The organism is Buttiauxella sp. 3AFRM03, assembly GCF_003675305.1.
Classification (GTDB): Bacteria; Pseudomonadota; Gammaproteobacteria; order Enterobacterales; family Enterobacteriaceae; genus Buttiauxella; species Buttiauxella ferragutiae.
The window spans coordinates 110,255-135,955 of the sequence record NZ_CP033076.1 but is presented as its reverse complement, the minus strand read 5'-3'; the positions used below and the strand labels follow the sequence as shown (position 1 = coordinate 135,955).

Annotated in this window: 28 protein-coding genes; 11 read left to right on the top strand and 17 right to left on the bottom strand. The window is 50.5% G+C overall.

The features are described from left to right. Window positions 1–29 precede the first annotated feature (29 nt). Window positions 30–737, bottom strand: coding sequence for a molecular chaperone (locus D8682_RS01920; RefSeq protein WP_064547139.1), 708 nt, complete (start codon window positions 735–737; stop codon window positions 30–32). 54 nt (window positions 738–791) lie between these two features. Beyond that, window positions 792–1,358: a fimbrial protein gene (locus D8682_RS01915; RefSeq protein WP_064547141.1), complete on the bottom strand. Its 567-nt coding sequence runs from the start codon at window positions 1,356–1,358 to the stop codon at window positions 792–794. Between the two features lie 343 nt (window positions 1,359–1,701). On the opposite strand from D8682_RS01915, the gene D8682_RS27400 reads away from it, so the two are divergent. Further along, on the top strand, window positions 1,702–2,334 hold the full coding sequence (locus D8682_RS27400) for a LuxR C-terminal-related transcriptional regulator (RefSeq protein ID WP_121815612.1): 633 nt from the start codon (window positions 1,702–1,704) through the stop codon (window positions 2,332–2,334). 89 nt (window positions 2,335–2,423) lie between these two features. On the opposite strand, the gene D8682_RS01905 is transcribed toward D8682_RS27400, so the two are convergent. Beyond that, on the bottom strand, window positions 2,424–3,767 hold the full coding sequence (locus D8682_RS01905; protein WP_121813352.1) for a VOC family protein: 1,344 nt from the start codon (window positions 3,765–3,767) through the stop codon (window positions 2,424–2,426). A gap of 244 nt (window positions 3,768–4,011) precedes the next feature. Here D8682_RS01905 and pcaH point away from each other — a divergent pair, with 244 nt between their 5' ends. From pcaH to pcaQ, 3 genes are all read left to right on the top strand, one after another. After that, the gene (gene pcaH / locus D8682_RS01900) at window positions 4,012–4,734 is read left to right on the top strand and encodes a protocatechuate 3,4-dioxygenase subunit beta (protein WP_064547145.1); all 723 of its coding nucleotides are present in this window, start codon (window positions 4,012–4,014) and stop codon (window positions 4,732–4,734) included. Beyond that, window positions 4,734–5,354, top strand: coding sequence for a protocatechuate 3,4-dioxygenase subunit alpha (gene pcaG, locus D8682_RS01895; RefSeq protein WP_064547147.1), 621 nt, complete (start codon window positions 4,734–4,736; stop codon window positions 5,352–5,354). The genes pcaH and pcaG overlap by 1 nt, the downstream gene beginning before the upstream one ends. Before the next feature lie 169 nt (window positions 5,355–5,523). After that, window positions 5,524–6,447, top strand: a complete 924-nt coding sequence (gene pcaQ / locus D8682_RS01890; RefSeq protein ID WP_064547149.1) for a pca operon transcription factor PcaQ — start codon at window positions 5,524–5,526, stop codon at window positions 6,445–6,447. 85 nt (window positions 6,448–6,532) lie between these two features. On the opposite strand, the gene pcaC is transcribed toward pcaQ, so the two are convergent. The 6 genes from pcaC to D8682_RS01860 are packed head-to-tail and all read right to left on the bottom strand — an operon-like array spanning window position 6,533 to window position 11,607. Beyond that, on the bottom strand, window positions 6,533–6,919 hold the full coding sequence (pcaC, locus tag D8682_RS01885) for a 4-carboxymuconolactone decarboxylase (protein ID WP_064547151.1): 387 nt from the start codon (window positions 6,917–6,919) through the stop codon (window positions 6,533–6,535). A gap of 4 nt (window positions 6,920–6,923) precedes the next feature. After that, the gene (pcaD, locus tag D8682_RS01880) at window positions 6,924–7,682 is read right to left on the bottom strand and encodes a 3-oxoadipate enol-lactonase (protein ID WP_064547153.1); all 759 of its coding nucleotides are present in this window, start codon (window positions 7,680–7,682) and stop codon (window positions 6,924–6,926) included. Further along, complete coding sequence (locus tag D8682_RS01875) at window positions 7,679–9,034, bottom strand: 3-carboxy-cis,cis-muconate cycloisomerase (protein ID WP_064547156.1); 1,356 nt, start codon at window positions 9,032–9,034, stop codon at window positions 7,679–7,681. The genes pcaD and D8682_RS01875 overlap by 4 nt, the downstream gene beginning before the upstream one ends. A 9-nt stretch (window positions 9,035–9,043) precedes the next feature. Next, complete coding sequence (pcaF, locus tag D8682_RS01870) at window positions 9,044–10,246, bottom strand: 3-oxoadipyl-CoA thiolase (RefSeq protein WP_121813351.1); 1,203 nt, start codon at window positions 10,244–10,246, stop codon at window positions 9,044–9,046. Between the two features lie 9 nt (window positions 10,247–10,255). Next, window positions 10,256–10,912 carry a 3-oxoacid CoA-transferase subunit B gene (locus tag D8682_RS01865; RefSeq protein ID WP_121813350.1) on the bottom strand — a complete coding sequence of 219 codons (657 nt, stop codon included), beginning with the start codon at window positions 10,910–10,912 and terminating at the stop codon, window positions 10,256–10,258. Window positions 10,913–10,923: 11 nt separating this feature from the next. Further along, on the bottom strand, window positions 10,924–11,607 hold the full coding sequence (locus D8682_RS01860; protein ID WP_064547162.1) for a 3-oxoacid CoA-transferase subunit A: 684 nt from the start codon (window positions 11,605–11,607) through the stop codon (window positions 10,924–10,926). A 182-nt stretch (window positions 11,608–11,789) separates the two neighbouring features. Between D8682_RS01860 and D8682_RS01855 the strand changes: the two genes are divergently transcribed. Continuing rightward, window positions 11,790–12,596 (top strand): IclR family transcriptional regulator C-terminal domain-containing protein, encoded by an 807-nt coding sequence (locus D8682_RS01855; protein ID WP_121813349.1) that lies wholly within the window; start codon window positions 11,790–11,792, stop codon window positions 12,594–12,596. Window positions 12,597–12,669: 73 nt separating this feature from the next. On the opposite strand, the gene smrA is transcribed toward D8682_RS01855, so the two are convergent. Further along, window positions 12,670–13,233 (bottom strand): DNA endonuclease SmrA, encoded by a 564-nt coding sequence (smrA, locus tag D8682_RS01850; RefSeq protein WP_064547165.1) that lies wholly within the window; start codon window positions 13,231–13,233, stop codon window positions 12,670–12,672. A 73-nt stretch (window positions 13,234–13,306) separates the two neighbouring features. After that, on the bottom strand, window positions 13,307–14,203 hold the full coding sequence (locus tag D8682_RS01845; RefSeq protein WP_064547168.1) for a LysR family transcriptional regulator: 897 nt from the start codon (window positions 14,201–14,203) through the stop codon (window positions 13,307–13,309). Between the two features lie 165 nt (window positions 14,204–14,368). Here D8682_RS01845 and D8682_RS01840 point away from each other — a divergent pair, with 165 nt between their 5' ends. The 6 genes from D8682_RS01840 to uspE all read left to right on the top strand — a co-directional run bounded on the left by D8682_RS01840 (window position 14,369) and on the right by uspE (window position 21,259). After that, entirely contained in the window at window positions 14,369–15,679 is a 1,311-nt protein-coding gene (locus D8682_RS01840; RefSeq protein WP_064547170.1) for a M20 family metallo-hydrolase, read from the top strand. Then, window positions 15,679–17,124 carry a M20 family metallopeptidase gene (locus D8682_RS01835; RefSeq protein WP_121813348.1) on the top strand — a complete coding sequence of 482 codons (1,446 nt, stop codon included), beginning with the start codon at window positions 15,679–15,681 and terminating at the stop codon, window positions 17,122–17,124. The genes D8682_RS01840 and D8682_RS01835 overlap by 1 nt, the downstream gene beginning before the upstream one ends. A 40-nt stretch (window positions 17,125–17,164) precedes the next feature. Further along, complete coding sequence (gene abgT, locus D8682_RS01830) at window positions 17,165–18,691, top strand: p-aminobenzoyl-glutamate transporter (RefSeq protein ID WP_121813347.1); 1,527 nt, start codon at window positions 17,165–17,167, stop codon at window positions 18,689–18,691. Between the two features lie 12 nt (window positions 18,692–18,703). Further along, complete coding sequence (gene ogt, locus D8682_RS01825; protein ID WP_064547177.1) at window positions 18,704–19,219, top strand: methylated-DNA--[protein]-cysteine S-methyltransferase; 516 nt, start codon at window positions 18,704–18,706, stop codon at window positions 19,217–19,219. 200 nt (window positions 19,220–19,419) lie between these two features. Then, window positions 19,420–20,172 (top strand): fumarate/nitrate reduction transcriptional regulator Fnr, encoded by a 753-nt coding sequence (gene fnr, locus D8682_RS01820; RefSeq protein ID WP_064547179.1) that lies wholly within the window; start codon window positions 19,420–19,422, stop codon window positions 20,170–20,172. Window positions 20,173–20,308: 136 nt separating this feature from the next. After that, window positions 20,309–21,259, top strand: coding sequence for a universal stress protein UspE (uspE, locus tag D8682_RS01815; protein ID WP_064547181.1), 951 nt, complete (start codon window positions 20,309–20,311; stop codon window positions 21,257–21,259). A 91-nt stretch (window positions 21,260–21,350) separates the two neighbouring features. Here the strand turns inward: uspE and mazF are convergent, their stop codons facing one another. From mazF to D8682_RS01785, 6 genes are all read right to left on the bottom strand, one after another. Further along, window positions 21,351–21,683, bottom strand: a complete 333-nt coding sequence (gene mazF, locus D8682_RS01810; protein WP_121813346.1) for an endoribonuclease MazF — start codon at window positions 21,681–21,683, stop codon at window positions 21,351–21,353. After that, window positions 21,683–21,928, bottom strand: coding sequence for an AbrB/MazE/SpoVT family DNA-binding domain-containing protein (locus D8682_RS01805; protein ID WP_064547184.1), 246 nt, complete (start codon window positions 21,926–21,928; stop codon window positions 21,683–21,685). Before D8682_RS01805 ends, mazF begins: the two co-directional genes overlap by 1 nt. Before the next feature lie 97 nt (window positions 21,929–22,025). Further along, window positions 22,026–22,532 (bottom strand): 4-hydroxyphenylacetate 3-monooxygenase reductase subunit, encoded by a 507-nt coding sequence (locus D8682_RS01800; RefSeq protein WP_064547185.1) that lies wholly within the window; start codon window positions 22,530–22,532, stop codon window positions 22,026–22,028. A gap of 19 nt (window positions 22,533–22,551) precedes the next feature. Further along, window positions 22,552–24,114, bottom strand: a complete 1,563-nt coding sequence (gene hpaB / locus D8682_RS01795; protein ID WP_121813345.1) for a 4-hydroxyphenylacetate 3-monooxygenase, oxygenase component — start codon at window positions 24,112–24,114, stop codon at window positions 22,552–22,554. A 308-nt stretch (window positions 24,115–24,422) separates the two neighbouring features. Beyond that, window positions 24,423–24,710 carry a type VI secretion system PAAR protein gene (locus tag D8682_RS01790; protein WP_121813344.1) on the bottom strand — a complete coding sequence of 96 codons (288 nt, stop codon included), beginning with the start codon at window positions 24,708–24,710 and terminating at the stop codon, window positions 24,423–24,425. A gap of 40 nt (window positions 24,711–24,750) precedes the next feature. Then, window positions 24,751–25,692, bottom strand: a complete 942-nt coding sequence (locus tag D8682_RS01785) for a hypothetical protein (RefSeq protein ID WP_238392808.1) — start codon at window positions 25,690–25,692, stop codon at window positions 24,751–24,753. Between the last annotated feature and the right edge of the window lie 9 nt (window positions 25,693–25,701).

Below are 25,701 nucleotides of genomic sequence, written 5' to 3'. Positions count from 1 at the left end.
TTTACACCAAAGCATACTGGTTCCTTTTTTTATTTTTTCGCCACAACTTTGATTTCCACCTCACCGCCATAATCATTTACGGCCTTAAGTAACAGAGGCTCTCCCTCTTTGACTTTCTGCTTTATTAATACATCTTTACTGCTTTTAGGATCGATCATCACGCTATCTTCCAGTATTCCCTTATCTGACAGCGTGCGAATATCTGAAACCGTCAGGAAAAATGGAGTCGGGTTAATTAACGTAAGGCCATTGTGTTTGACCTGTAGTGTTAACTTGTTCTCCGCCCCACTTCTTTCCCCTAACCCGACTGGGCGCCAGAAAAATTTAAATCGCGAACGAATAACAAGATTTAACATTCCTGCATTATCAACTATTTTAGTTTTATCAACCGAAGGGATGTCCAGTATATTCAGCCACCACAGTGACTCTCTATCGGTAACGGTAATAACGTGGTCGGCAATTTTCTTAATTCTTACTGACTGGCCGTTCCCGCCATCGACGCGCACAATCGGTGGTGAAATAATAAAGGGGGTGGTAATCGCTTCAGGTACGACTTCCGCATCACCTTCATCCAGCCAGATCTGCGCTAATGAAGGCGTTCTTCCTGTATTGGTCATTTGTACCGTAATTTCACTGGTATTCTCGGGATAGATAAAACGCGTACCATTAACGATAATGTTATTGGCACAGGCATTAAATGCACATAGTAGTGCTAATAATGAAGTTAAAACCTTCATTTAAACCTCTGTTAGAGTTAATGCCATAGCAACAAGCACTATGGCATTTTGTAATCATTTATACTGAACGGTATAGTTTGCCTGTGTCAAAATAGGACCTGGCGTGACAAGGTCGTTGCTCAAGTCAGAAGATTTAATATAACCCACCTTAAAGTTATAGGTTAATTTCTCTCCATGCGAATAATTACCACGATTAATTTCACCTGGAGTAAATCCTTCCCCTGATTTACGCATATCGATTTTTCCACCTGAACTATTCATTAATACCAGAGCGGCATTACTCCCTGAGTTTTCATCCCGGTGTAACATGTACCCCTTAGAATCCACCCTTCCTGCGTAGCTCCAATAAAGCTCAGGTGCTGCATTATTAGCAACGTAACAATTTTTAACCTTGATGGAAAAATCTTTTACTTTTACAGCATCATCTGAATTGATTTCTGTATTTATTACATGTGCCAATTTAATTGTTTTATCTTCATCACCATTGTCTATGATGCATGAGTTTGCAACAACGAGCCCGTCGAATTTTATTACCCCCCCAACAGGCCCAGATGGTTCTGCCATCACAGATGGTGCTGCCAATGCACATGCAATTAAAGAAATAAGTGTAATTTTATTCATAATACCTTCCTCATTTAGAGATTCAATATCTCTGAGAATAGTAACATTGATGTGGCGCTCAATATTTCGAGTTTCACACCAGGCTTGCGCCTACTGGATATTATGAAAATTTAATATGCCATGTATATAATATATTAAACGTATTTCTTTAAACATGAACCTAATGACAAGGCAATGAGGATGGAAGATGAAAGATGAAAGTCATCACTAAACCCTGTTGGTTTACTCGAAATAATCGACCTATCACTCTGCACAAAAAGCCAAACACTCCCCTCGCGATGTCAATATATTCCCGCCCAAGTTCGGTTATGACCCATTTAAAAGGAGCCTGCCTGTGTGCGACATGGAAAAAAAAGTCTATCTGATAACCAATCGATCGTTACAAAGCCAACTGTTACTGAATTTTTTGACACAAGAAAGTGATGCCTCCGTTATTTTTCTTGATATAAACCAATCATTTACACCAGACGCCATTACGCAATCGATTGTTCTGTATGATGTTCAGGCATCCAGTCGACGCGCCAGCAAACGGTGGTCTGGATTATTTAATCGTAGCGAAGGCCATTTTCGTGGTTATCTGATTAATTGCCCAACATCCCTTTCAGTGTATGAAAAGATTTCCTGGCCTTTCTTTGAGTCGATGATATCCCGCGATTGCCCCACTGAATCGCTACTCAATTTGATTAGTAAGGCAGAAAAATCATTGCCAGGAATGAATAAAAGATACTTATCGAAAAAATCACAAAATATACCCACAGGCTCCCCACGTATTAAAGATCTCACTGAAAGGGAATATGAAATACTAAGTGAACTCTGTAAGGGGGGATCAAACTTGCAAATCGCTAACAACTTTTTTATTAGCGAACACACTGTCAGAACACATATTTATAATATCTTTAAGAAAATATCAGTCACCAACCGCACACAGGCAGCAAATTGGGCTAACCACCAGTTTACTAAATGCCTAAGCGAATGATTTAGGTGAGGGTATTGAATTGAAAACGCTGCGGGCTGAGGTGAAGAATACGTTTACACCCCTGCCCGTTCTGCGCGTAACTCCGCGGATTACATTAATCCGCAACGCTTTTTACTGCGGTCAGTTGCCTGCTGATACAGTTCAAATTCGTCGGCAACCGGCGCGCCCAGCGCTTCTTCAAACGCGACACGGCTGGAATGGCCGTGGCTGCGTTGGCCGCCTTCACTACCCAAATTCGACTGGAAAATCCCAGCCGCACTGACCGGCAGAAAATCTTCATAAATAATCGGTTGTGCCACCAGCCAGCCACGTTCAATTAATGGCTGCGGATCATCACCGGGTTTAATCGACTGGCGGTGCGTTTCCCCTACTGGCGTTAAACGATAGCGGAAATAAGCCAAATCCTGGCAGCGCATCAGCGTCTCGCTGTCTGGCAGTCGGGTGAAAATTTCCTGCAAATGTTGCTGGTGGCTAAAGTTATCCTGCCCGTTGCCCGCTTCATTAAGTAGCTCGTCATACAACGCGCGCCCTTTCGGGGTTAACGCAACACCTCGCTGCTCAATTTCCCCAAAGCGCGCGGTATGCGTCCCATGATGGACGCCAGCAAAAATAATCGGTTCTTCAAGCGCTTTAAAACTGGTCTGGCGCAACAATATTGGGAACATGCGGCGCGGTGGCCCTTCAATAATCGCTTTCGGCGCAATGCCATATTCCGGCATCAACGCCTGCACACGGTCAATATCCAGAGTGCGTGGCGTCAGGTGGTTAATATGGCAACCCCGGAAACAGACCACGTCGGCAATCAGGCGGTGCTGTTGATGAAATGCCTGGTAGGTTTGCGCATCCACCGTGGCATGGCTGTGCCAGCGGAAGGTTTCCAGCGCCTGTTCGACGAACTCATTGGCCTGGGCTTCGCTAAACGCCCCCTGCTGGTCGTAAATATCGAGCAATGCCCGACAACGCGGGGTGAAAATATCGCGTTCTGCGAGGATCGCCGCAGCGGTCTTTCGCAGTTCTGGGTCTTCGATTAATTCAAGACGCAATAACGAGGTGAAAATGCGGAACGGATTACGCGCCAGCGCCGCATCGTCAACCGGACGAAATGCCGTGGAATGCACCGGAACGCCCGCCTGAGAGAGATCGTAATAGCCGACCGGATACATGCCCATCACCGCGAACACGCGGCGTAAGGTTGCCAGTTCCTCTGCTTTTCCCACCCGAATCGCGCCGTGGCGCTCAACATTCAGGCGTGCCAGTTCGTCGGCATTTTCAAGCTGCTGTTGCAGATCCGGATTATTTTCCAGCACCGCCAGATTCACGTCGGCGACTAACTCTAACAAGGTTCCGTACTGCGGCACCTCTTGCTGGTACATCGCCGACATAGCGTGCGAAAATTTTTCCCGAATATCATCAGCCGTGATGTTGTTCGCCATGATGTCGTATCTCCAGTGAATATTGCTGAAAGCGTAGAATGTTGCGCAGCGGTTTTGGGCGAAGAATTTTCGTTTTGTGATCGACTCTACAGGCCAATATCAGAAGTAATGCTAACAACGACTTTCATAGCTAAAGGTTATGATTGGCGGCACTTAAATTCACTTTAATTTAACAAGCCATTAACCGAGACTGCATGGGACGGTACTTAATAAATAAAACATCACCCTCTGCCTGGAGTTCCCAATGTCGAAAGAACTTGTCCATCGCAATTACGATTCCCATCCTCCGGCTTTCGCGCCGGGGTATAAAACCAGCGTGCTGCGCTCGCCGCGAAATGCGTTGATTTCACTGCAAAACTCGCTATCTGAAATCACTGGCCCGATATTTGGCGCGAAAGATCTCGACCCGCTGGATAACGATTTGATCATGAATTACGCCAAAGACGGTTTGCCAATTGGTGAACGTATTATCGTGCACGGTTATGTGCGTGATGGTTTTGGCCGCCCGATGAAAAACACGCTGGTGGAAGTGTGGCAAGCCAATGCTGGCGGCCGTTATCGCCATAAAAAAGACAAGTATCTTGCACCAATCGACCCTAATTTTGGCGGCTGTGGGCGCGTTTTGACTGATGAAAATGGCTATTATTTTTTCCGCACCATCAAGCCCGGCCCGTATCCATGGCGTAACCAGGCCAGCGACTGGCGTCCTTCACATATCCACTTTTCGCTCTCCGGCGAATCCTTTGCCCAACGTCTCATTACCCAGATGTATTTTGAAGGTGATCCGCTGATCAAACAGTGCCCGATTGTGAAAACGATTAATAACGATGATGCTATCCGCACCTTGATTGCCGAGCTGGATACCCATGCGGCCGTCCCGCTCGACAGCCTGGCCTATCGTTTTGATTTAGTGTTACGCGGCCACCGCGCTACGTTGTTTGAAAACCGCACCCAAGGAGCCGTGTGATGAAAGATTATTTAGCGGAAACCGCCTCGCAAACCGCGGGCCCATATGTCCATATCGGCCTGGCTCCGCAAGCGGCGGGATTTAACATTTTTGAGAAAAATTTTAGCCATGTGCTGACGAACTCGCATACCCAGGGCGAGCGGATTATCGTTGAAGGCCGGGTGTTTGATGGTTCCGGCACGCCGGTGCGCGATGTGTTGCTGGAAGTGTGGCAAGCCAATGCTGCCGGGCGTTACAACCACCCCGCCGACCAGCAAACGGATAAAAAACTGGATGACGATTTTCGTGGCTGGGGCCGCACCTGTTCAGATTTCGATTCCGGCGTGTGGCGTTTTGACACCATCAAACCCGGTGCGGTGACTGGCCGTGATGGGCGTATGATGGCTCCCCATCTGAATCTGTGGATTGTAGCGCGCGGGATAAATATCGGCCTGAATACGCGGATGTATTTTTCCGACGAGCAAGCGGCGAATGAGACCGATCCGGTGCTGAATTTGATTGAGTGGGAAGTGCGCCGTAAGACGTTGATTGGCAAGCGCGAGCAGCGTGGCGACGAGGTGGTGTATACGTTTGATGTGTATTTACAGGGGGAGCGGGAGACGGTGTTTTTTGACTTGTAAGTTCAGATTAAAACGGGTGGATGATGCGAGCGCTTATCCACCCTAACCCTTATTACCCTCACCCTTTGTTATCAAAACAAATCAATTGTTAATGAATTTTTGCTAGCAAGTTATCAAAATTAAACAACTTATCTTGTCAGCGCGTCGGGTCTGTTTTTAACATCAGGTTATGGAAAAAAACGGTTTGTTCAGTCAGCGCATTCGCTTGCGCCATCTTCATACTTTCGTAGCTGTCGCTCAACAGGGAACGCTGGGGCGCGCAGCTGAGACTCTTAATCTAAGCCAGCCTGCTTTATCAAAGACGCTTAATGAACTTGAGCAGCTAACCGGCACGCGTTTGTTTGATCGCGGACGTCTGGGCGCGCAAATGACGCTGATGGGCGAGCAGTTCCTGACACATGCCGTTAAGGTGCTGGATGCGTTGAATCACGCAGGGCAATCACTCACTCAGAAAGATGGCAAAAGCACGTCTGTTATCCGCGTGGGTGCGCTGCCCACGGCGGCGCTGGGGATTTTGCCAAAAGTTATCGGCCAGTTTCATAAGCAACAAACTGATGTCACGCTGCAAGTAGCGACCATGAATAACACCATGCTGTTATCGGGGCTGAAATCGGGTGAGCTGGATTTAGGTATCGGCAGAATGTCCGACCCGGAATTGATGACCGGACTGAATTATGAGCTGTTGTTCCTCGAGTCATTAAAACTGGTGGTGCGGCCGGGTCACCCGCTGCTGCAAGAGAACATCACGCTGAGTAAAGTGATGGAGTGGCCGGTGGTGGTTTCCCCGAAAGGCACTATTCCGCGACAAAATGCCGAAGCCTTGCTTGCCAGCCAGGGCTGTAAGATGTCTACGAGTTGTGTAGAAACGCTTTCCGCTTCGCTTTCTCGCCAGTTGACGGTGGATTACAACTACGTGTGGTTTGTGCCGTCGTGCGCGGTGAAAGAGGATTTACGCCAGGGAACGCTGACGTCGTTGCCGGTCACCACTCAGGGTGCGGGCGAACCGATTGGTATCTTGACGCGTGTCGATACGCCGTTGTCGCCGGGTGCGCAAATTTTGTTGGCGTCGATTCGCAAATCGATTCCGGGGTGAAAAATGGTGGATGACGCCTATGGCTTATCCACCCTACAACACTGTTTTCGTAGGTCGGATAAGCGTTAGCGTCATCCGACATGAATTAATCGGCGGTGTCCAGCTCATCAAACACCTGCTGAGCCAGATGCATGGTGGCATTGGCGGCGGGCAATCCGCAGTACAGCGCCGAATGCATAATCAACTCTTTGAGTTCATCACGCGTCACACCATTGTTAAACGCCGCGCGCAGGTGCATTTTCAGCTCAGCTTCACGGTTTAACGCAATCAACATCGCGATGGTTATCATACTGCGGGTATGACGCTCAAGCCCCGGACGCGTCCAGATATCCCCCCAGGCATAACGGGTAATAAAGTTCTGGAACTCTTCATTAAGCGGCGTGAGCTGCGTCAATGTACGGTCGACGTGCTTATCACCCAGCACTTCGCGGCGCACTTTCATTCCTTGTTGGTAATGATCTTCATCCTTCATGATGTCAGTCGTCCTGTTGAATAAAGTTGAGTAGTGCGACGTTAAAGCCGTGGGCGTCTTCAATGCTGGAAAGGTGCGATGCTTTAAGCGTCACAAGATGAGAACCGTGAACCTGCTGGTGCATAAATTCGCTGTCTGCCACGCTGCAAACGGGGTCGTTGGCACCCGCAATAAACTGCATCGGCACTGTAATAGCGTCAATTTCACCACGTAGATCGGCTGCGGCTAACGCTTCGCAACAAGAGGCATAACCTTCAGGGTTAATTTGCCCAAGTGTTGCGCACAGCGCATCAACTTGCGCAGGGTGGTGTTTGACAAAATCGTCAGTAAACCAGCGCGATGGTGCACTTTTGGCAATCGCCGACATCCCTTCGTGGCGCACAGTACGCGCTCGTTCCAGCCAGCCGTTTTGTTCGCCGATTTTTGCCGCGCTATTGGCTACCGTCACCGAAAGAAAACGCTCGGGGGCAAAACGTGCCAGCCACAACCCCGTTAATCCGCCCATTGAAATCCCACAAAAATGCGCCTGCTGGACTCCGGCATCATCCATCACACTCAGCACGTCTTCCGCTAATTGTGGCAGCGTGGTTTTCTCGTTTTTGCGTGTGCGCCCATGGCCGTGCGTGTCATAACGCAGCACACGGAAGTTTTCCAGCAGCGCCGCCATTTGTGGTTGCCACATATCAAATGTGGTGCCCAGTGAGTTTGATAACACCACCACCGGCGCGCCGCTCGGCCCTTCGAGTTGATAATAATGGCTCATACTAGCTCCCTGTTTTGTTGTGCCGCCCGCGCCAAAACCTGGTTGATAAACGTGTTGTTGCTACCAAGGGCTTGTTGCGGGTCGAGCAGATGTTCGATTTGTGTCAAAGATAGATATGACGCGACTTGTGGGTGTTGTGCGAGCAAAGCCGCAAGCGGCTGGTTTTCATCCAGTGCGCGATGGCAAAGTTGTTCCACCAGATGATGCGCCGCCTGTTTGCCAAGTGATGTCGCCAACGCCAGCGTGACCGATTCCGCCATAATCAGGCCGTGGGTGATATCCAGATTGGCACGCATTTTTTCTGCGTTGACCTGCATCCCGACGATTAAATCCAGCGCGGTTTGCATCACGCCACCGCTCAGCGTAATCAGTTCGGGAAGGGTTTCCCATTCGGCCTGCCAGCCGCCGAGCGCTCTTTCATGTTGTTGATTTTGGCTGGCGTAAAGTGTTGCCATTAGCCCAGGAATACGGGTGGTTGCGGTCAGGATCGCCGCACAACTCACTGGATTGCGTTTATGGGGCATGGTGGAAGAACCACCGCGCCCTTCGGCAATCGGTTCGCCCACTTCAGCCACTTCGGTTTGCATCAGTAATGAAAAATCATTGGCAAATTTGCCGAGTGTGGTGCTGACACCGGCGAACCACGCCCCCACTTCCAGTAATCTGTCGCGCTGGCTGTGCCACGGTGTATCGGCCTGGTTCAGCGCCAGCACGTTTGCCAGAGCCAGTGAAACGTTGATGCCCTGCTCTTTTAGCGAAGCCAGCGTGCCTGCGGCACCGCCAAATTGCAGCACTAACACGCGCGGTTTCATTTCATGCAAACGTTGCTGCCAGCGCAGTAACGCATCGAGCGTGCCCGTAAGTTTCAAACCAAACGTTATCGGCAATGCGTGTTGCATCCAGGTTCTGCCTGGCATCACGCTATGTTGATGACGCTGGATTTGTTCGATTAACGCGCTGATTAATTGCCCAAGCAATGCTTCACTGGCAACGAGCACCGCACGCAGTTGCAAAACCAGGCCGCTATCAATCACGTCCTGGCTGGTTGCGCCCCAGTGAACATAACGCGCGGCCTGTTCGTCATGCTGTTTGACGCAGGCGGTGAGCTGTTTCACCAGCGGAATCGCCAGGTTTCCAGCGCCCGCAGCCGCCTGAGCTAACGCCTGCACGTCCAGTTTATCGACCTGACACTGTGCGGCAATCGGCTGCACTGCCGATTCGGGGATCGCGCCACAAAGCGCTGTCGCCCGCGCCAGCGCCGCTTCAAAATCCAGCATTCCTTGTAACGTGCTGTGGTCGCTGAAGATTTCGCTCAACGGTGATGCACGCAACATCGGGTTAAACAGTGTCATGCCTGCTCCTTAAACGCGTTCAATAATTAGTGCAATTCCCTGACCAACGCCAATACACATGGTGCACAGTGCGTAACGCCCGCCGCTACGCTTCAGTTGCCAGGCGGCGGTCATCGCCAGGCGGCCACCAGAAGCACCCAACGGATGCCCCAACGCGATGGCTCCTCCGTTCGGATTAACATGTTCTGCGTCATCCGGCAGGCCAAGGTCGCGCATTACCGCCAGTGCTTGCGCCGCAAAGGCTTCATTTAATTCAATCACATCCATCTGCGCGAGAGTTAACCCGGTTTGTGCCAGCACTTTGCGCACCGCAGGTGCCGGGCCAAAGCCCATGATACGCGGTGCGACTCCGGCGGTTGCCACGCCCACGACACGTGCTAGCGGCTGTAAACCGTGGGTGTTTAACGCCAGTTCGCTGGCGAGCAACAAAGCACAAGCTCCATCGTTAACCCCCGAGGCATTTCCGGCGGTGACGGTGCCGTCTGCACGCACCACGCCTTTAAGTTTTGCCAGCGACTCAATCGAGGTAGAACGCGGATGTTCGTCACGGTTAAATAACAGCGCGTCGCCTTTACGTTGCGCGATGGAAACGGGAATTAGCTCATCGTCAAAGATGCCCATTTCCTGCGCGCGTGCGGTGCGAAGCTGGCTGCGTAACGCAAAAGCGTCTTGATCTTCACGGTTGATATTGAAATCAGTCGCGACGTTTTCTGCCGTTTCTGGCATTGCATCAACGCCGTATTGCGCTTTCATCAGCGGGTTGATAAAACGCCAGCCAATGGTGGTGTCTTCCATCTTCATGCTGCGGCTAAATGCACTTTCCGCTTTGCCCATCACAAATGGCGCACGGGACATGCTTTCGACGCCACCGGCAATCATCAACTGTGTTTCACCACTTTTAATCGCTCGCGCCGCCACACCTAGCGCATCAAGGCTTGAGCCACACAAACGGTTGATGGTGGTGCCGGGAACCGTTTCCGGCATTCCCGCCAGCAGTAACGCCATGCGCGCCACGTTACGGTTATCTTCACCCGCCTGATTGGCACAACCATAAATCACGTCATCGACCGCCGACCAGTCAACATTCGGGTGGCGCTCCATCAGTGCTTTCAGCGGCAGCGCGGCTAAATCATCGCTACGTACGCCTGACAGTGTGCCACCAAATCGACCAAACGGAGTACGCACTCCATCACAGATAAATGCTTGATTCATCATAGTTCCTTACGCGCTTTCTGCCAGTTGTTCGAAGCCAAGTGTGACCGGTGTAATACGTTGTAATTCTTCAAATGACAGGCCGTTAAAGATTTCACGCACCACTGGCCCTTTTTCAGTGATATCAATCACTGCAAGGTCAGTGTAAATGCGGCTCACACAGCCAACTCCGGTGAGTGGATAAGAGCAGTTTTCTACCAGTTTGCATTCGCCGTCACGCGTGAGGTGATCCATCATCACAAATACCTGGCGCGCGCCGATAGCTAAGTCCATCGCCCCGCCGACAGCCGGGATGGAATCCACAGCACCGGTGCTCCAGTTCGCCAAATCACCGCTGGCAGACACCTGATAAGCCCCCAACACGCAGATATCGAGATGCCCGCCGCGCATCATGGCGAAGGAGTCGCCGTGGTGGAAAAAGCAGCCGCCGGTTAACAGGGTGACGTACTCTTTCCCCGCGTTGATCAATTCGGGATCTTCTTCCCCTTCAGCCGGCTTTGGCCCCATGCCCAACAAGCCATTTTCACTGTGCAGGAAGATTTCTTTATCTGTCGGGAGGTAGTTGGCAATGCGCGTGGGCAAGCCAATGCCAAGGTTAACGTAAGCGCCTTCGGGAATGTCGCGGGCAACACGTTTTGCCATTTCATCGCGGGTGAGTTTTTTCACGTTTTAGCTCCTTATGCGCTCTGTGCCAGTGAGGTTTCGACGGCGACCAGGCGCTGGACAAAAATCCCAGGCGTCACGATATGTTCCGGGTCGAGTTCACCCAATGGCACCACGCGGCTGACTTCAGCAATGGTGACAGTCGCGGCGGTGGCCATAATTGGCCCAAAATTACGTGCCGCTTTGCGATAAACCAGGTTGCCCCAACGGTCGCCTTCATAAGCTTTGATTAGCGCGAAGTCGGCTTTTAATGGGTATTCCAGCACGTAGTGGCGGCCATCGATTTCCCGCGTTTCTTTACCTTCTGCGAGCGGCGTTCCAAAACCGGTTGGCGTGAATACCGCACCCAAACCTGAACCTGCGGCCTGAATACGCGCCGCCAGGTTACCTTGTGGCACCAGTTCCAGCTCAACTTCACCACGGCGATACAGGTCATCAAAAATCTGTGAATCCACCTGGCGCGGGAAAGAACAGACCATTTTACGCACCCGTCCGGCCTTCAGGAGTGCCGCCAGCCCGACTTCACCGTTACCGGCGTTGTTGTTGATAATGGTCAGGTTTTTTGCGCCCTGAGCAATCAGCGCATCGATAAGATACGTTGGCTGGCCTGCGGTGCCGAAGCCACCAATCATGATGGTTGCCCCGTCGAAAATTCCGGCGACGGCCTCTTCAAGCGAAGCCACACTTTTGTTGATCATCACGTTTCTCCTGGGGGTGCGCATTTCGCACAAGATTGCGTTGTTCGAACAAAATGTGACCCCGTTAACGAAGCTGGTCAAGGGCGATAATCGAAATATGGTGCGATTATCGAACATCATGTATGTTTGTTTGCAGAATGTGATCAACAGCGTGATCAATAACGAACATTCAGGAGAACAGAATGGAAATTCAACGTGAAGAACTGGCAGCGGGTGATGGCGATCCGTTTAAGGGCGATCCTAATTTTATGGCGTCACTAGCGCGTGGGCTGGAAGTGATTCAGGCGTTTACTCCGCAGCGTCGGCAGATGTCTATTTCACAAATCAGCCAAAAAACAGGGATCCCTCGTGCGGCGGTGCGCCGTTGTTTGTACACCCTGGGCAAGTTGGGTTTTGTCTATGCTGAAGATGGCAAATATTACCAATTGCGGCCACGGATTTTAGCGCTCGGCCACGCTTATCTGGCCTCCACGCCGCTGGCGAAATCCACCCAGCCGGTGCTGAAACATCTAAGTGAAATGCTCAATGAGTCCTGCTCGATTGCCACGCTGGATGGTGACGATATTCTGTATATCGCCCGCGCTTCCAGCTCGCGCATCATGACCATTGATTTAGATATTGGTAGCCGCCTGCCCGCATGGTCTACGTCAATGGGACGCGTGTTGTTGAGTTATTTGCCAGAAGAACAGCTGAATGATTTTCTTGGGCGTATCACCATGATTCGCTACACCCCGCAAACGGTGGATTCGGTGAGCAAACTGCGCGAAGAGTTAAAACGCGTGCGCCAGCAAGGATACGCACTTAACGATCAGGAGCTGGAAATGGGGCTGCGTTCGATTGCCGTTCCGTTGGTTAACCCAGATGGCGCGGTGGTAGCGGCGCTTAACGTCGGCGTTCACGCCGGGCAGGTTTCATCGCAAGAGTTGCTCAACCGTGTGTTGCCTAAGTTGCAGGAAGCAGCGCAGGAGTTGTCGTTATTGTTGAAATAGATGTGGCGGGTAAATCGCGGTTTCAGAAGGTTTTGTAAGGTGGACAAGCGCAGCGTCATCCACCAAAGAATGTTTAGCGGCTGCGTTTTGCGTGGCGTTCCCAGTTTTCGACTTTTGCCTGCTCAGATTTTTTTAGCGCCACATAGCATGCACCGCTGCCGCCGTGATGGGGCATCGCGCTACAAAAAGCCTGCACTTCTTCAAATTCTGCCAGCCAGCGGGCAACATAACTGCGCACGATATTGGCGTGGGATTTATCTTCGCGTCCTTTGCCATGAACGATCAGCAAATTACGCAGCCCGTCTTTTTTGGCTTGCTGAATGTAAGCAAAAAGCAACTGACGGCATTGTTCGACCGGCTGACGAATCAGGTTGAGGCTGGCTTCCTGTTTATATTTACCCTGTCGCAGTTTATCCAGCACACCAATTTGCAACCCTTCGCGCTTAAATTCAAGCTGTATGGCGAGCGGAATAATTTCCAGAAAATCGGTAGTGAGGAAGTTATCAAGCTGCACGGTATCGAGCTTTTGCACCACCTTCTCTTTCACCGGTTTCAACCACTGGCTGCTTTGGCAATCTTTCAGTGGTTTGACATCCTCCATGGCGTCAAGAAACAGCGATTTTTCGTCAAGGCTCATGGGCAATTCCTCCTGGTCCAGGCTTAATTCTGGAGTCACTATAACCGCCGATGTGCCGTGGCTCAACGCCCGTTTAACGGCACTGGCGACGAAACTGGTTGATTAGCGCCACCGTTAGCGGTGCCGGTGTTGCATCGCGCCGCTGAATCAAATAGTAAGTTGCCTGTGGCAGCGTTTCGGTGACATGTATCTGCTTTAACTGGTGCGCCAGCAACGGATCCTGGCCCAGCTCTGCGGGCAAGATACTCAAAAAATCACTTTGCGCCACCAGGCTGATACAGGCAGAAAACGTTTCGCAAACCACGCTGACGGTGGGGATTTCTGAGCGTTTTTGGAACATTTCTTCCAGTTGTTTGTAATAACTGCCACGTGGGGTGGGCATCGTCCAGTTGTAATGCAGTAACTCTTTTAATGAGGTGGCGTTGATCGCCGGATGGCCTTCACGGGCAAACACCGCAAAGGGTTTTTCAAGCAGCCGTTCAAAGGTGAATTCGTGATCGTACGGCCCCTGGTAATAGGTATTGATGGTGAAATCCAGTTCGCCCTGGCGCAACGCGTTGATCATCGAAACCAGTTGCCCTTCCATGATGCGTACTTTGACCTGCGGGTGTTTTTGGTGAAACGAGGTGATAACTGGCGGCATCAGTGTGCGCGAAATACTCGCGCCCATACCAATATTGATCTGCCCTGCCAGTTGCCCCTGGCGTTGCAAAATATCTTCTTGCGCGGCGCGTAACTCTTCGAGAATCAGCTGCGCATGCTGATAAAAACTCTCACCGCATTCGGTCAATGCCACCCCCTGACTGCGCCGGATAAACAGCCGCGCCGATAACCCTTCCTCTAATTCTTTAATCGATTTTGTCAGCGCGGGCTGCGACATATTTAACGCCCGGCTGGCACCACGAATGCTGCCATTTTGCGTCACAGCGACAAACGCACGAATCTGATGAAGCTTTACCTGGAAGGTCACAGCGCCCCCTGATAACCATTGACTATCAACCGAAAGATTTTGGCATCTACTGTAATTCAAACTCTTGTGCCAGGGTAATCCTACGACGGCGAAAACTTACAGAAATCGCTGAGTGATAAGTAAAAACTATCACCACGTGAACTTGATCACAGAACAGGATGGGGTATGTCGCAATTAGAATGGGCAGTTCATGAGTTAGCACCACGCATGCAACACTGGCGGCGTGACTTTCACCACTTTGCCGAGTCCGGCTGGCTTGAGTTTCGCACCGCCACGCATGTCGCCGAAGTGCTGCATCAATTAGGTTATCAGTTAGCGCTGGGGCGTGACGTGGTAGATGACGCGGCACGTATGGGTCTACCGTCAGCAGAAGTGCTGGTGCGTGAAGAACAACGTGCGCTGGAACAAGGCGCACTTAAACAATGGTTACCGCATTTTTCTGGCGGATTCACCGGCATTGTAGCGACGCTGGAAACCGGCCGTCCAGGGCCGGTGTTGGCTTTCCGCGTGGATATGGACGCGCTGGATTTAGGCGAAATGTTGCAACCGGTTCATCGCCCATTTGCCGAGGGTTTTGCCTCTTGCAACGCCGGAATGATGCACGCCTGTGGTCACGATGGGCACACAGCCATCGGGCTGGGGCTCGCCACCGTATTGCAGCAGTTTGCCGACCAGCTTAACGGCACTATCAAACTTATTTTCCAGCCTGCGGAAGAAGGCACGCGCGGCGCTCGTGCGATGGTTGCTGCAGGTGCACTTGATAATATCGACTATTTTACCGCGATTCATATCGGCACCGGCATCCCGCTCGGCACCGTGGTGTGTGGCAGCGACAACTTTATGGCGACCACCAAATTTGATGTTGAGTTTACTGGCGTCGCCGCACATGCGGGCGGTAAACCCGAAGAAGGCCGCAACGCCCTGCTCGCCGCCGCGCAAACTGCGTTGGCATTGCACAGCATTGCTCCGCATAGCGCGGGAGCTTCGCGCGTCAACGTCGGTGTTTTACAGGCTGGCAGTGGGCGCAATGTGGTGCCTGCGCAAGCGTTGCTGAAAGTGGAAACGCGTGGCGAAACCAACGTGATTAACGACTACGTGTTTGAACGCTCGCAAGAGATTATTCAGGGTATCGCGACGATGTACGGCATCAAAGCCGAGGTGCGTTTGATGGGTGCTGCGACCAACAGTGTGCCGTCGCCAGAATGGGTTGAGTTTATCCACCAACAAGTGCTTGAAGTGAATGGCGTCAGCGAAGTTGTCGATACCGTGAAAGGTGCGGCGGGTTCTGAGGATGCCACATTAATGATGGCGCGGGTGCAGGAACAAGGCGGGAAAGCGTCATATATGGTATTCGGCACCGAATTGAGCGCCGGACACCATAACGAGAAGTTCGATTTTGACGAGAAAGTGATGGAAATTGCCGTGGCTACCATGGCGCGCCTGGCACTTAATTTCCCCTGGCAGCGAGGTGTGTGATGAGCGCAATTTACCAGTTTGTTGATGACGTAATTGAAGCCAAACGCGGCGAGTTTACTGCGATTGCCGATGATATCTGGGATCATCCGGAAACCCGTTTTGAAGAGCACTGGTCTGCTGAACGCCTGGCCTGCGCCCTGGAAGCAGAAGGTTTTCGCGTCGAGCGCAACGCGGGCAATATCGAAACCGCATTCGTTGCCAGTTTCGGTTCCGGAAAACCGGTTATCGCGCTGCTCGGCGAATACGATGCCCTCGCCGGTTTAAGCCAGTGTTCAGGGGAAACCGCGCCAAATCCATTGGCTGAAGGTGCTAACGGCCATGGTTGCGGCCACAATTTGCTGGGAACCGCGGCGTTTGCCGCAGCGGTAGCTGTAAAACAGTGGCTTGAACAATACGACGGTAGCGGAACGGTGCGTTTTTATGGCTGCCCTGGCGAAGAAGGCGGTTCCGGAAAAACCTTTATGGTGCGCGAGGGGCTGTTTGATGATGTCGACGCTGCGGTCACCTGGCATCCTGAAGCTTACGCGGGCATGTTTAGCACCAGTTCGCTGGCGAATATTCAGGTGGCATATCGCTTCCAGGGTATTGCTGCCCATGCCGCAAACTCGCCACATCTTGGCCGCAGTGCGTTAGATGCCGTCACGCTGATGACCACCGGCAGCAACTTCCTCAACGAGCACATCATTGAAAAAGCCCGCGTGCATTACGCCATCACCAATGCCGGTGGGATTTCGCCCAACGTGGTGCAGGCGCAAGCCGAAGTGCTGTATTTGATTCGTGCACCGGAAATGGCACAGGCGCAGCATATTTTTGAGCGCATCAATAAAATTGCTGAAGGTGCCGCGCTGATGACCGAAACCACAGTGAATGTGCGTTTTGATAAAGCCTGTTCGAATTACCTGCCTAACCGCCAGTTAGAAAACGTGATGTATCAGGCCCTGCAAGCTCTTGGCGTACCTGAATGGAGCGCAGAAGAAATCGCGTTTGCCAGACAAATCCGCGCCACATTGAGCGAAAATGACCTGCAAAACAGCTTAAATAATATTGCTAACACCTCGAATGAAGAGGGAAAAGCGTTTGCTGGTCGCCATCGCGATACGTTGCTGATTGACGAAATTGCGCCGTATGCCGCAAATGACAAAATCCTCCCAGGCTCCACCGATGTGGGTGATGTCAGCTGGAAGGTGCCGGTCGCGCAATGTTTTAGCCCGTGCTTTACCGTCGGCACCCCGCTGCACACCTGGCAACTGGTGAGCCAGGGACGCACGTCGATTGCACACAAAGGGATGCTACACGCCGGCAAAGTGATGGCAGCGACTGCGCTGCAATTGTTCACCCAGCCGCAGACACTGGAAGCTTGCCAAAGTGAGTTGCACGCACAACTCGCTGAACGCCCGTATCAGTGTCCGATTCCGGAAGGCGTGACACCGTCACCTTTAAAATAATGACATAAAACACAACATCGCAACCGATAGAGGCCCGTCTATGAGTCTTTCGTCCCTACCCACGCCCTCCGGCTCTGGCAAGCTGTACGGCCTTGTCGAGAAAATTGGCAATAAAGTCCCGCACCCTTTTTTGCTATTCGTCTATTTGATTGTCATTTTATCGGCGAGTACCGCCGTGCTTTCGGCATTCAATGTCGGGGTGCGTAATCCCGCAGATGGCAGCCTGGTACAGGTCAAAAATTTGTTAAGCGCCGAAGGTGTGCATTGGTTTTTGCCCAATGTGATTAAAAACTTCAGCGGCTTTGCGCCGTTAGGGGCCATTCTGGCCCTGGTATTAGGTGCCGGGCTGGCGGAGCGCGTCGGCCTGTTACCGAGCCTGATGGTGAAGATGGCCTCGCATGTTAGCGCTCGATATGCCAGTTACATGGTGCTGTTTATCGCGTTCTTCAGCCACATTTCATCCGATGCTGCGTTGGTCATCATGCCGCCAATGGGCGCGCTGATTTTCCTCGCCGTGGGTCGCCATCCCGTGGCCGGTTTATTGGCGGCGATTGCCGGTGTAGGCTGTGGCTTTACTGCCAATCTGTTAATTGTGACCACAGATGTGCTGCTTTCGGGCATCAGTACCGAAGCCGCTCACACCATCGACCCGCTGATGCACGTGAGCGTGATTGATAACTGGTACTTTATGGCGACATCGGTGATTGTGCTGTCAATTGTTGGTGGGCTGATTACCGACAAAATCGTCGAGCCGCGTTTGGGAAGCTGGCAAGGCGAAAACAAAGAAAAACTTCAGCAACTCGACGATGTCCAACGCTTTGGTTTGCGTGTTACCGGGATTGTGTCGTTGCTGTTTGTGGCAGTTATCGCCCTGCTGCTGGTGCCGGAAAATGGTCTACTGCGCGATCCGGTGAAAGGCACCATCATTCCTTCACCTTTTATAAGCGGGATCGTGCCGCTGATTATCCTGTTCTTTTTTATCATTTCGCTGGCCTACGGCATCGCCACCAAAAAGATACGCAAGCAGGCGGATTTACCGCAGTTAATGATTGAACCAATGAAGGAGATGGCCGGTTTCATCGTGATGGTGTTCCCGTTGGCGCAATTTGTTGCGATGTTCAACTGGAGCAACATGGGCAAGTTTATGGCGGTCGGACTGACCGATGTGCTGGAAGGCTCAGGATTGAATGGCATTCCGGCGTTTCTTGGCCTGGCGCTGCTGTCGTCGTTTTTATGTATGTTTATCGCCAGCGGCTCGGCTATCTGGTCTATTCTGGCGCCTATTTTCGTGCCGATGTTCATGATGTTGGGCTTTCACCCGGCGTTTGCACAAATCCTGTTCCGTGTCGCAGACTCTTCGGTTATCCCGTTGGCTCCGGTTTCGCCGTTTATTCCATTATTCTTAGGTTTCCTGCAACGCTATAAACCGGATGCCAAATTAGGGACGTATTACTCTCTCGTCTTACCTTATCCACTGATCTTTTTGGCTGTCTGGTTGCTGCTACTGGTAGCGTGGTATCTTGTTGGCTTGCCTATTGGGCCAGGGGTTTACCCGCATCTCAGTTAACCGGAGCACAGCATGCTGACACTGTTAGAAGACAAGATCGTGACGCCATTAGGCCCGCTATGGATTATCTGCGACGAGCAATACCATTTGCGCGCCGTAGAGTGGGAAGAACATAGCGACAGAATGGTGCAATTACTGGGTCTTCATTATGGTGTCAGCGGTTATCAGCGCGTGGCTTGCGCTAATCCGGATGGGTTGAGCGATAAGTTGCACGATTATTTTGACGGTGATTTAGCGGTGATTGAAACGTTGCCTACCGCCACGGCAGGTACTGCGTTTCAGCGGGAAGTGTGGCAAACACTGCGCACTATCCCATGCGGCCAGGTGATGCATTATGGGCAATTAGCGGAGCAACTTGGGCGGCCAGGTGCAGCCCGGGCAGTCGGTGCGGCGAATGGTTCCAACCCGGTGAGTGTGGTGGTGCCGTGTCATCGTGTGATTGGCAGAAATGGCACCATGACAGGTTATGCCGGGGGCGTGGGTCGTAAAGAGTGGTTATTGCGTCATGAAGGATATTTGCTGCTTTAGCTAATTGTGCGCAGCAGGTTATTCTTTATTCGCTCATGAATAATACACTTTCATAAACAGTCCCATTAATTTCAATGGGATACGTCTTAATCTCCCATCTTATTAGTCGTTATATTCTGAATGGTCTTTCATCATACTTACGTGCTTAAGAAAAAGATGTTAAAATTGACCAATATCAATATAACGGCCCGAGCATATCTATGATCCCTGAAAAGCGAATTATTCGACGCATTCAGTCTGGCGGTTGTGCTATCCATTGCCAGGATTGCAGCATCAGCCAATTATGCATCCCCTTCACTCTCAATGAACATGAGCTTGATCAGCTGGATAATATCATCGAGCGTAAGAAGCCTATTCAGAAGGGACAAACCCTGTTTAAAGCAGGTGATGAGCTGAAGTCGCTGTACGCTATTCGTTCAGGGACCATTAAGAGCTACACCATCACTGAACAAGGTGACGAGCAAATTACGGGCTTCCATTTAGCCGGCGATTTGGTAGGTTTTGACGCTATCGGGACTGGGATGCACCCAAGTTTCGCACAAGCGCTCGAAACCTCTATGGTCTGCGAAATCCCCTTCGAAACCCTTGATGATTTGTCCGGTAAAATGCCCAACCTGCGCCAGCAGATGATGCGTTTGATGAGCGGCGAAATTAAGGGCGACCAGGATATGATTCTGCTGCTTTCGAAGAAGAATGCAGAAGAGCGCCTGGCGGCATTTATCTATAACCTTTCACGTCGCTTTGCCCAGCGCGGTTTCTCCCCTCGGGAATTCCGTCTGACCATGACGCGTGGCGATATCGGTAACTACCTCGGTCTGACCGTTGAAACTATCAGTCGCCTGTTAGGTCGCTTCCAGAAAAGTGGCATGCTGGCGGTGAAAGGAAAGTACATCACCATCGAAAACAGCGAAATTCTCGCACAACTCGCTGGTCAGTCACGCAACGTTGCCTGATTTCTGCTTCCCTAACCAGGATCAATGGATTTTGTTGATTTATTGATCCTGCAATGGGTTATCACCTGTTTCAATTAGCACATATAGGTTAATCTTACTTAACAGACTGTGGTTAAGCAGTTGTAAGGAGACCTGTATGGCAAAATATCAAAACATGCTAGTCGCTATAGATCCCAATCAGGACGATCAACCCGCCCTGCGGCGTGCTGTTTATCTGCATCAACGGATTGGGGGCAGGATCAAAGCCTTTCTGCCTATCTATGATTTTTCCTACGAGATGACCACCCTTCTGTCGCCTGATGAGCGTACGGCTATGCGCAAAGGCGTAATCAGCCAGCGCGCGGCCTGGATTAAAGAACAAGCGCAGTACTACATCGATTCGGGCGTACCCATTGAAATTAAAGTGGTTTGGCATAATCGTCCCTTCGAGGCGATTATTCAGGAAGTGATTAGCGGTGGACACGATCTGGTACTGAAAATGACGCACCAGCACGACAAACTGGAAGCGGTTATTTTCACCCCAACCGACTGGCATTTGCTGCGTAAATGCCCATGCCCGGTGTGGATGGTTAATGAAAAGCCATGGCCTGAAGGTGGCCGAGCGGTTGTGGCGGTAAATCTGGCAAGTGAAGAGCTGTACCACAACGCACTGAATGAGAAGTTGGTTAAAGAGACGATTCGCCTCGCCAACGATGTTAACCACACCGAAGTTCACCTGGTAGGCGCCTACCCGATAACCCCGATTAATATCGCCATCGAACTCCCCGATTTTGACCCAAGTGTTTATAACGATGCGATTCGCGGCCAGCATTTAGTCGCGATGAAAGCGTTACGTCAAAAATTCGCTATTGATGAGAAAATGACTCATGTCGAGAAAGGGTTACCTGAAGAAGTGATTCCCGATCTCGCGGAGCATTTGCAGGCCGGTATTGTAGTGCTCGGTACTGTGGGGCGCACCGGGCTATCGGCGGCGTTCCTCGGTAATACTGCCGAGCAAGTCATTGACCATTTACGTTGCGATTTGCTGGTCATCAAACCTGATGAATACCAAACGCCAGTAGAACTGGATGACGACGAAGACGATTAACTGATTGGCCTGGGTTCGGTATTCTACGGGCTCAGGCCTTTTAATTTCAGGCTGATTATTTCGTTGTAGCTTCATATAAACACTCATTATGTTATCCAATGAGTGTTTTTGCTTTAGCCCTTATATCAGCCAGTTCGGCAACACTAACGCTTCCCTTTTTTGTCACCTTTCTGGCTCGCCAATCAACGCATGTGATTTGATCGGCCAGGGCTACGCTTTCACGTTCGCCAGAGAGTTCAACCTCAAACGGATAGTCTTTTGCTTTGGTTGTACAGGGAACGCAGAGTAGTAAACCCACTTTATTATTATATGCAAATGGGCTCAGCACCACGGCAGGGCGATTACCGCCCTGTTCGTGTCCTGCTACAGGGTCAAAATCAATCCAGATAACATCGCCAGAATCCGGTACAAAACGTGAAACCATCAGATCAGCTCCTTACCGACCGGAGCGCCAAAATCAACTTTTTCATGGATGTTGTCAGGAGTAATCCCGGCTAACAGCGCATCAAGGGAATATTCCTTCGTTTTCACCGGTACAATGACAATACGGCCGTCTTCAACCGAAATATCAACGGTATCATCCACATTCAATGATGCCGCTTGCATAATGGCCACAGGAAGCCGTACGGATGGGCTGTTACCCCATTTTTTCACTATTACCTTCGACATGTTTTCGATCTCATAGTATCAACAATGATGATACGCTATCACTCATCATTAGAAGGGTCAACATTGCTGATACTAGCATTAAATGACGACTCGTTTTTTACGCCAGCGCCTCCATCAGCACCGGATGAAAACGGCGTTTGAAATAGATCAATCCATGCCCTTCTTCGCCCAGTGAAATATTCTGCACTTCAACCAGGTAAACCAGATGGCTGCCGATGGTCTGCACCTGACGGATTTCCCCTTCCAGATTCGCCAGCGCCCCTTTAAGCACTGGCTGCGCCAAAGCGCCACGCTGCCAGCCGACCAGACTGAAGCGCTCATCCATTGCCATACCGGTCATCCCGGCAAAGTGGCGAGCCATGACTTCCTGTTCGTGGTTCAGCACATTTATGCACAATTTGCCGTTACCCTGAAACACTGGGTTCATCGCGCTGTTCGCGTTGATGCACACCATCACTGTTGGCGGAGTATCGGTGACCGAACACACGGCGGTGGCGGTAATGCCGCAGCGACCCGCCTCACCTTCAGTCGTGACCACATTAACGGCAGCCGACAAGCTGGCCATGGCATCGCGAAAACGCAGACGTTGTTCATCTAATTGCATAGTGACCTCCTGCTGTGAATTACTTCAGCAGCTTATCCAGAAGATTAATATCCGCGTTGTTGTGCAGATGCGGAACCGTCCAGCCGTGCTGGTCGTATTCGGACAGACAGCGATCGACCATCGCCATCATTTTGTCCATGTTGCCGGAGGTCTGCGCCTGGCGCAGGCACTGCAGGCGAATTTCATCCTGGCTACCGGAGTAGTTGATTTCATACAGTTCGTGGCGGCCGCCAAATTCGCTGCCGATAGCATCCCACATCAATTTGAGAATCTTGATGCGCTGCACATGGTCCATACCGTTGGAGCCGCGCACGTATTTCGCCAGATACTGGTCAATCTGCGGGTTATTCAGGTCACGTGCGCTCGACGGCAGGTAGATCAGGCCGCTGGTCACGTTACGTTCGATAATATTTTTAATTTTGGCGTAGGCCATCGGCGCCATCACACGGTAGGTTTGCAGTGCAGCGTGGTCTGGCAGATATGCCCCGTTCACCCACGGCGTCGCTTCTGAACACATAGAGTCACTCAATGCCCAGAACATATTGCGCCAGGCCACAACTTCACCGAGATCCGCTTGCACACCACGGAATTCAAGGGTGCCAGTACATTCGAGCGATTTTTTCAGCAGCGCGATAATAAAGTCGAGCTTCACCGCCAAACGCACACAGGCTTGCAGCGGGTACATACGCGCAAAGCCACCTTCCATTGTCCAGCGACGGCAACGATCGAAGTCACGGTAAATCAGTACGTTTTCCCATGGAATAAGCACCTTATCCATCACCAGAATTGCGTCGTTTTCGTCGAAACGGCTGGAGAGCGGATAGTCATACGGTGAGCCAGTCGCACCTGCCACCAATTCGTAAGATGCACGTGAGATAAGTTTCACGCCTTCCGCATCCATCGGTGCAACAAACATCAAAGCGAAATCAGGGTTTTCACCCATCACCTGCGCCGAGCCGAAGCCAATCATGTTGTAGTGTGTCAATGCTGAGTTGGTCGCGACAACTTTCGCCCCGCTAACGATGATCCCGGCATCGGTCTCTTTTTCCAGCTTGATGTAAACGTCTTTGACTTCATCAGCCGATTTATGGCGGTCGATAGGTGGGTTAACAATGGCATGGTTAAAGTACATGCCGGATTCCTGAATACGCGTGTACCAGTGGCGGGCGTTCTGCTCGAATTGCCCATAGAACGCCGGGTTAGCCCCCAGCGCACAACCGAAGGCAGCTTTGTAATCCGGGGTCCGCCCCATCCAGCCGTAGCTCAGACGCGACCATTCGGCGATAGCATCACGCTGTTGACGCAAGTCATCAGCACTTTTGGCGACACGGAAGAACTTGTGAGTGTAACCACCGCTGCCGGTATCGGTGTTCCAGCACAGGGAGTCTTGCAGCTCAGGTTTGTGCAGCGCGTCATATAACTGGCCGACAGATGCCGCCGCGTTGCGGAATGCTGGATGGGTGGTGACGTCTTTAACACGCTCACCGTAAATATAAATCTCACGGCCATCCTGCAGGCTTTTCAGGTACTCTTCACCGGTGAACGGGCGTTTTGTGTCTGCGCGGAAATCTTCAGGTTTCATCGTGACCTCTTCAGTATTAATCGGATTTTGTTAAATTTATGTTTTGTTTTTGTTTCTTAATTGAAGCTCTTAAACCCGATTCGGTGAAGAGACTTTTAGGTCAATGGCTGGTACTTTTCAGGCGGGATGGTGTTCTGTGATCGGGGTCCCCACGGAACCGGTGAACGTCTGCGGGAATCAAACAGATAACTGAACACACGGGTAAACGGAAAATCACGCAGGTTTACAGATCTCACCCTGACAAGATTGCCAGGGTGATTTTTATATAAGAGATAGTCTTGAGATAGTTAGGGTAAGGATGGTTCTATTTAACCAATATTGACAGTCCCACTCCCAATCACAACACCGCCACAGCTAATACTGTCCCCTGTTCTGGCTGCCGGAATCCCATCGATAAAAACTGTCCCAGAGCCACTTGAGATAGCGCGAGGATGAGGTGGGTTATCTGGCGGTTTGCTGTGCTCAAATAACGGATCCCCCAACCGGGCTGCAGGTAAACCATCAATAAATACTGTTGGTGAACCAGCAATTATCGGCGTGGAATGAAAACCATCGTGTTCAGTTCCTTGATCATTCAGTTTTGCGGCTAACGGCATAAATATCCTTATTACAGTCAGTGAAGATATTAGTTTTTATTTAACGAACTAATACCATTTTACCGTCGATCATGGCGAAGAAGGGGTTCCAGGAGAATATTTTTTTCCCTTCAGCATTGAAGAATTGAATTGGAGAGTTTCTACTTGCCCCACCGATACCAAGACAAAACATTCTATTATTTTGATACATTAACACTTTGTATTTTTTCCAGTCAGGATTTAAAATTACTTCACCTTTTTGGAGTGCGCTAACTAAACCAATAGAATTGAAAAAGAATTCAGTATCATCCGTCAAACCTGCTTTCGCATATTCACCCAAAGCAATTGAGTATTTTTTCTTAATGGTAGTAAGATCTCTTTTTTTCAAATCATTGATTAGCTCATTATAGGCTGCTATCAATTGACTACGTAAAGCCAAATCATCTTTTTGTGGCGTAGCTTTTGTCCATCGCCATACAGGAATTTCTGAAACAGTAAAATTACGATAAGCTGTAAGCCAATCTTCTGGTTTTTCTTCGCCAGAAAATATAATTCGATTTGAAATACCTTTGATAATAGGTTGCTTAGTCCCATCACTTATATCTTGTATAGAATAGCCTTCCAAGTCATTAAATGGCCGATTATTTTTACCATCGAAAAAAACTTTGAAGTTAGTGACTATTTCATCATGCCGATCTGGCACTGACTTCACAATTTTCACTTCACAAGAATATGTTTCAGTTTTTATTTTTGACTCAGAAGGAAAAAATATCAACCCTATACTATTATTCACACCGTTCTCTAACGCATCAGTTATATCACTACCTGTACTAATATTCCTTGATCCTTTTAGTGTACTAAGATAATCAAGCCCATTCACTGAAAGTATACAAGTACTACTGAGTGTTTTAAAATATGCAGAATATCTTACATTATCCATATTGGCTCCAGCAAATATATAATTAGAAAATAATAAAGCACTCGCGATTAATAACTTATACATTATGAACAC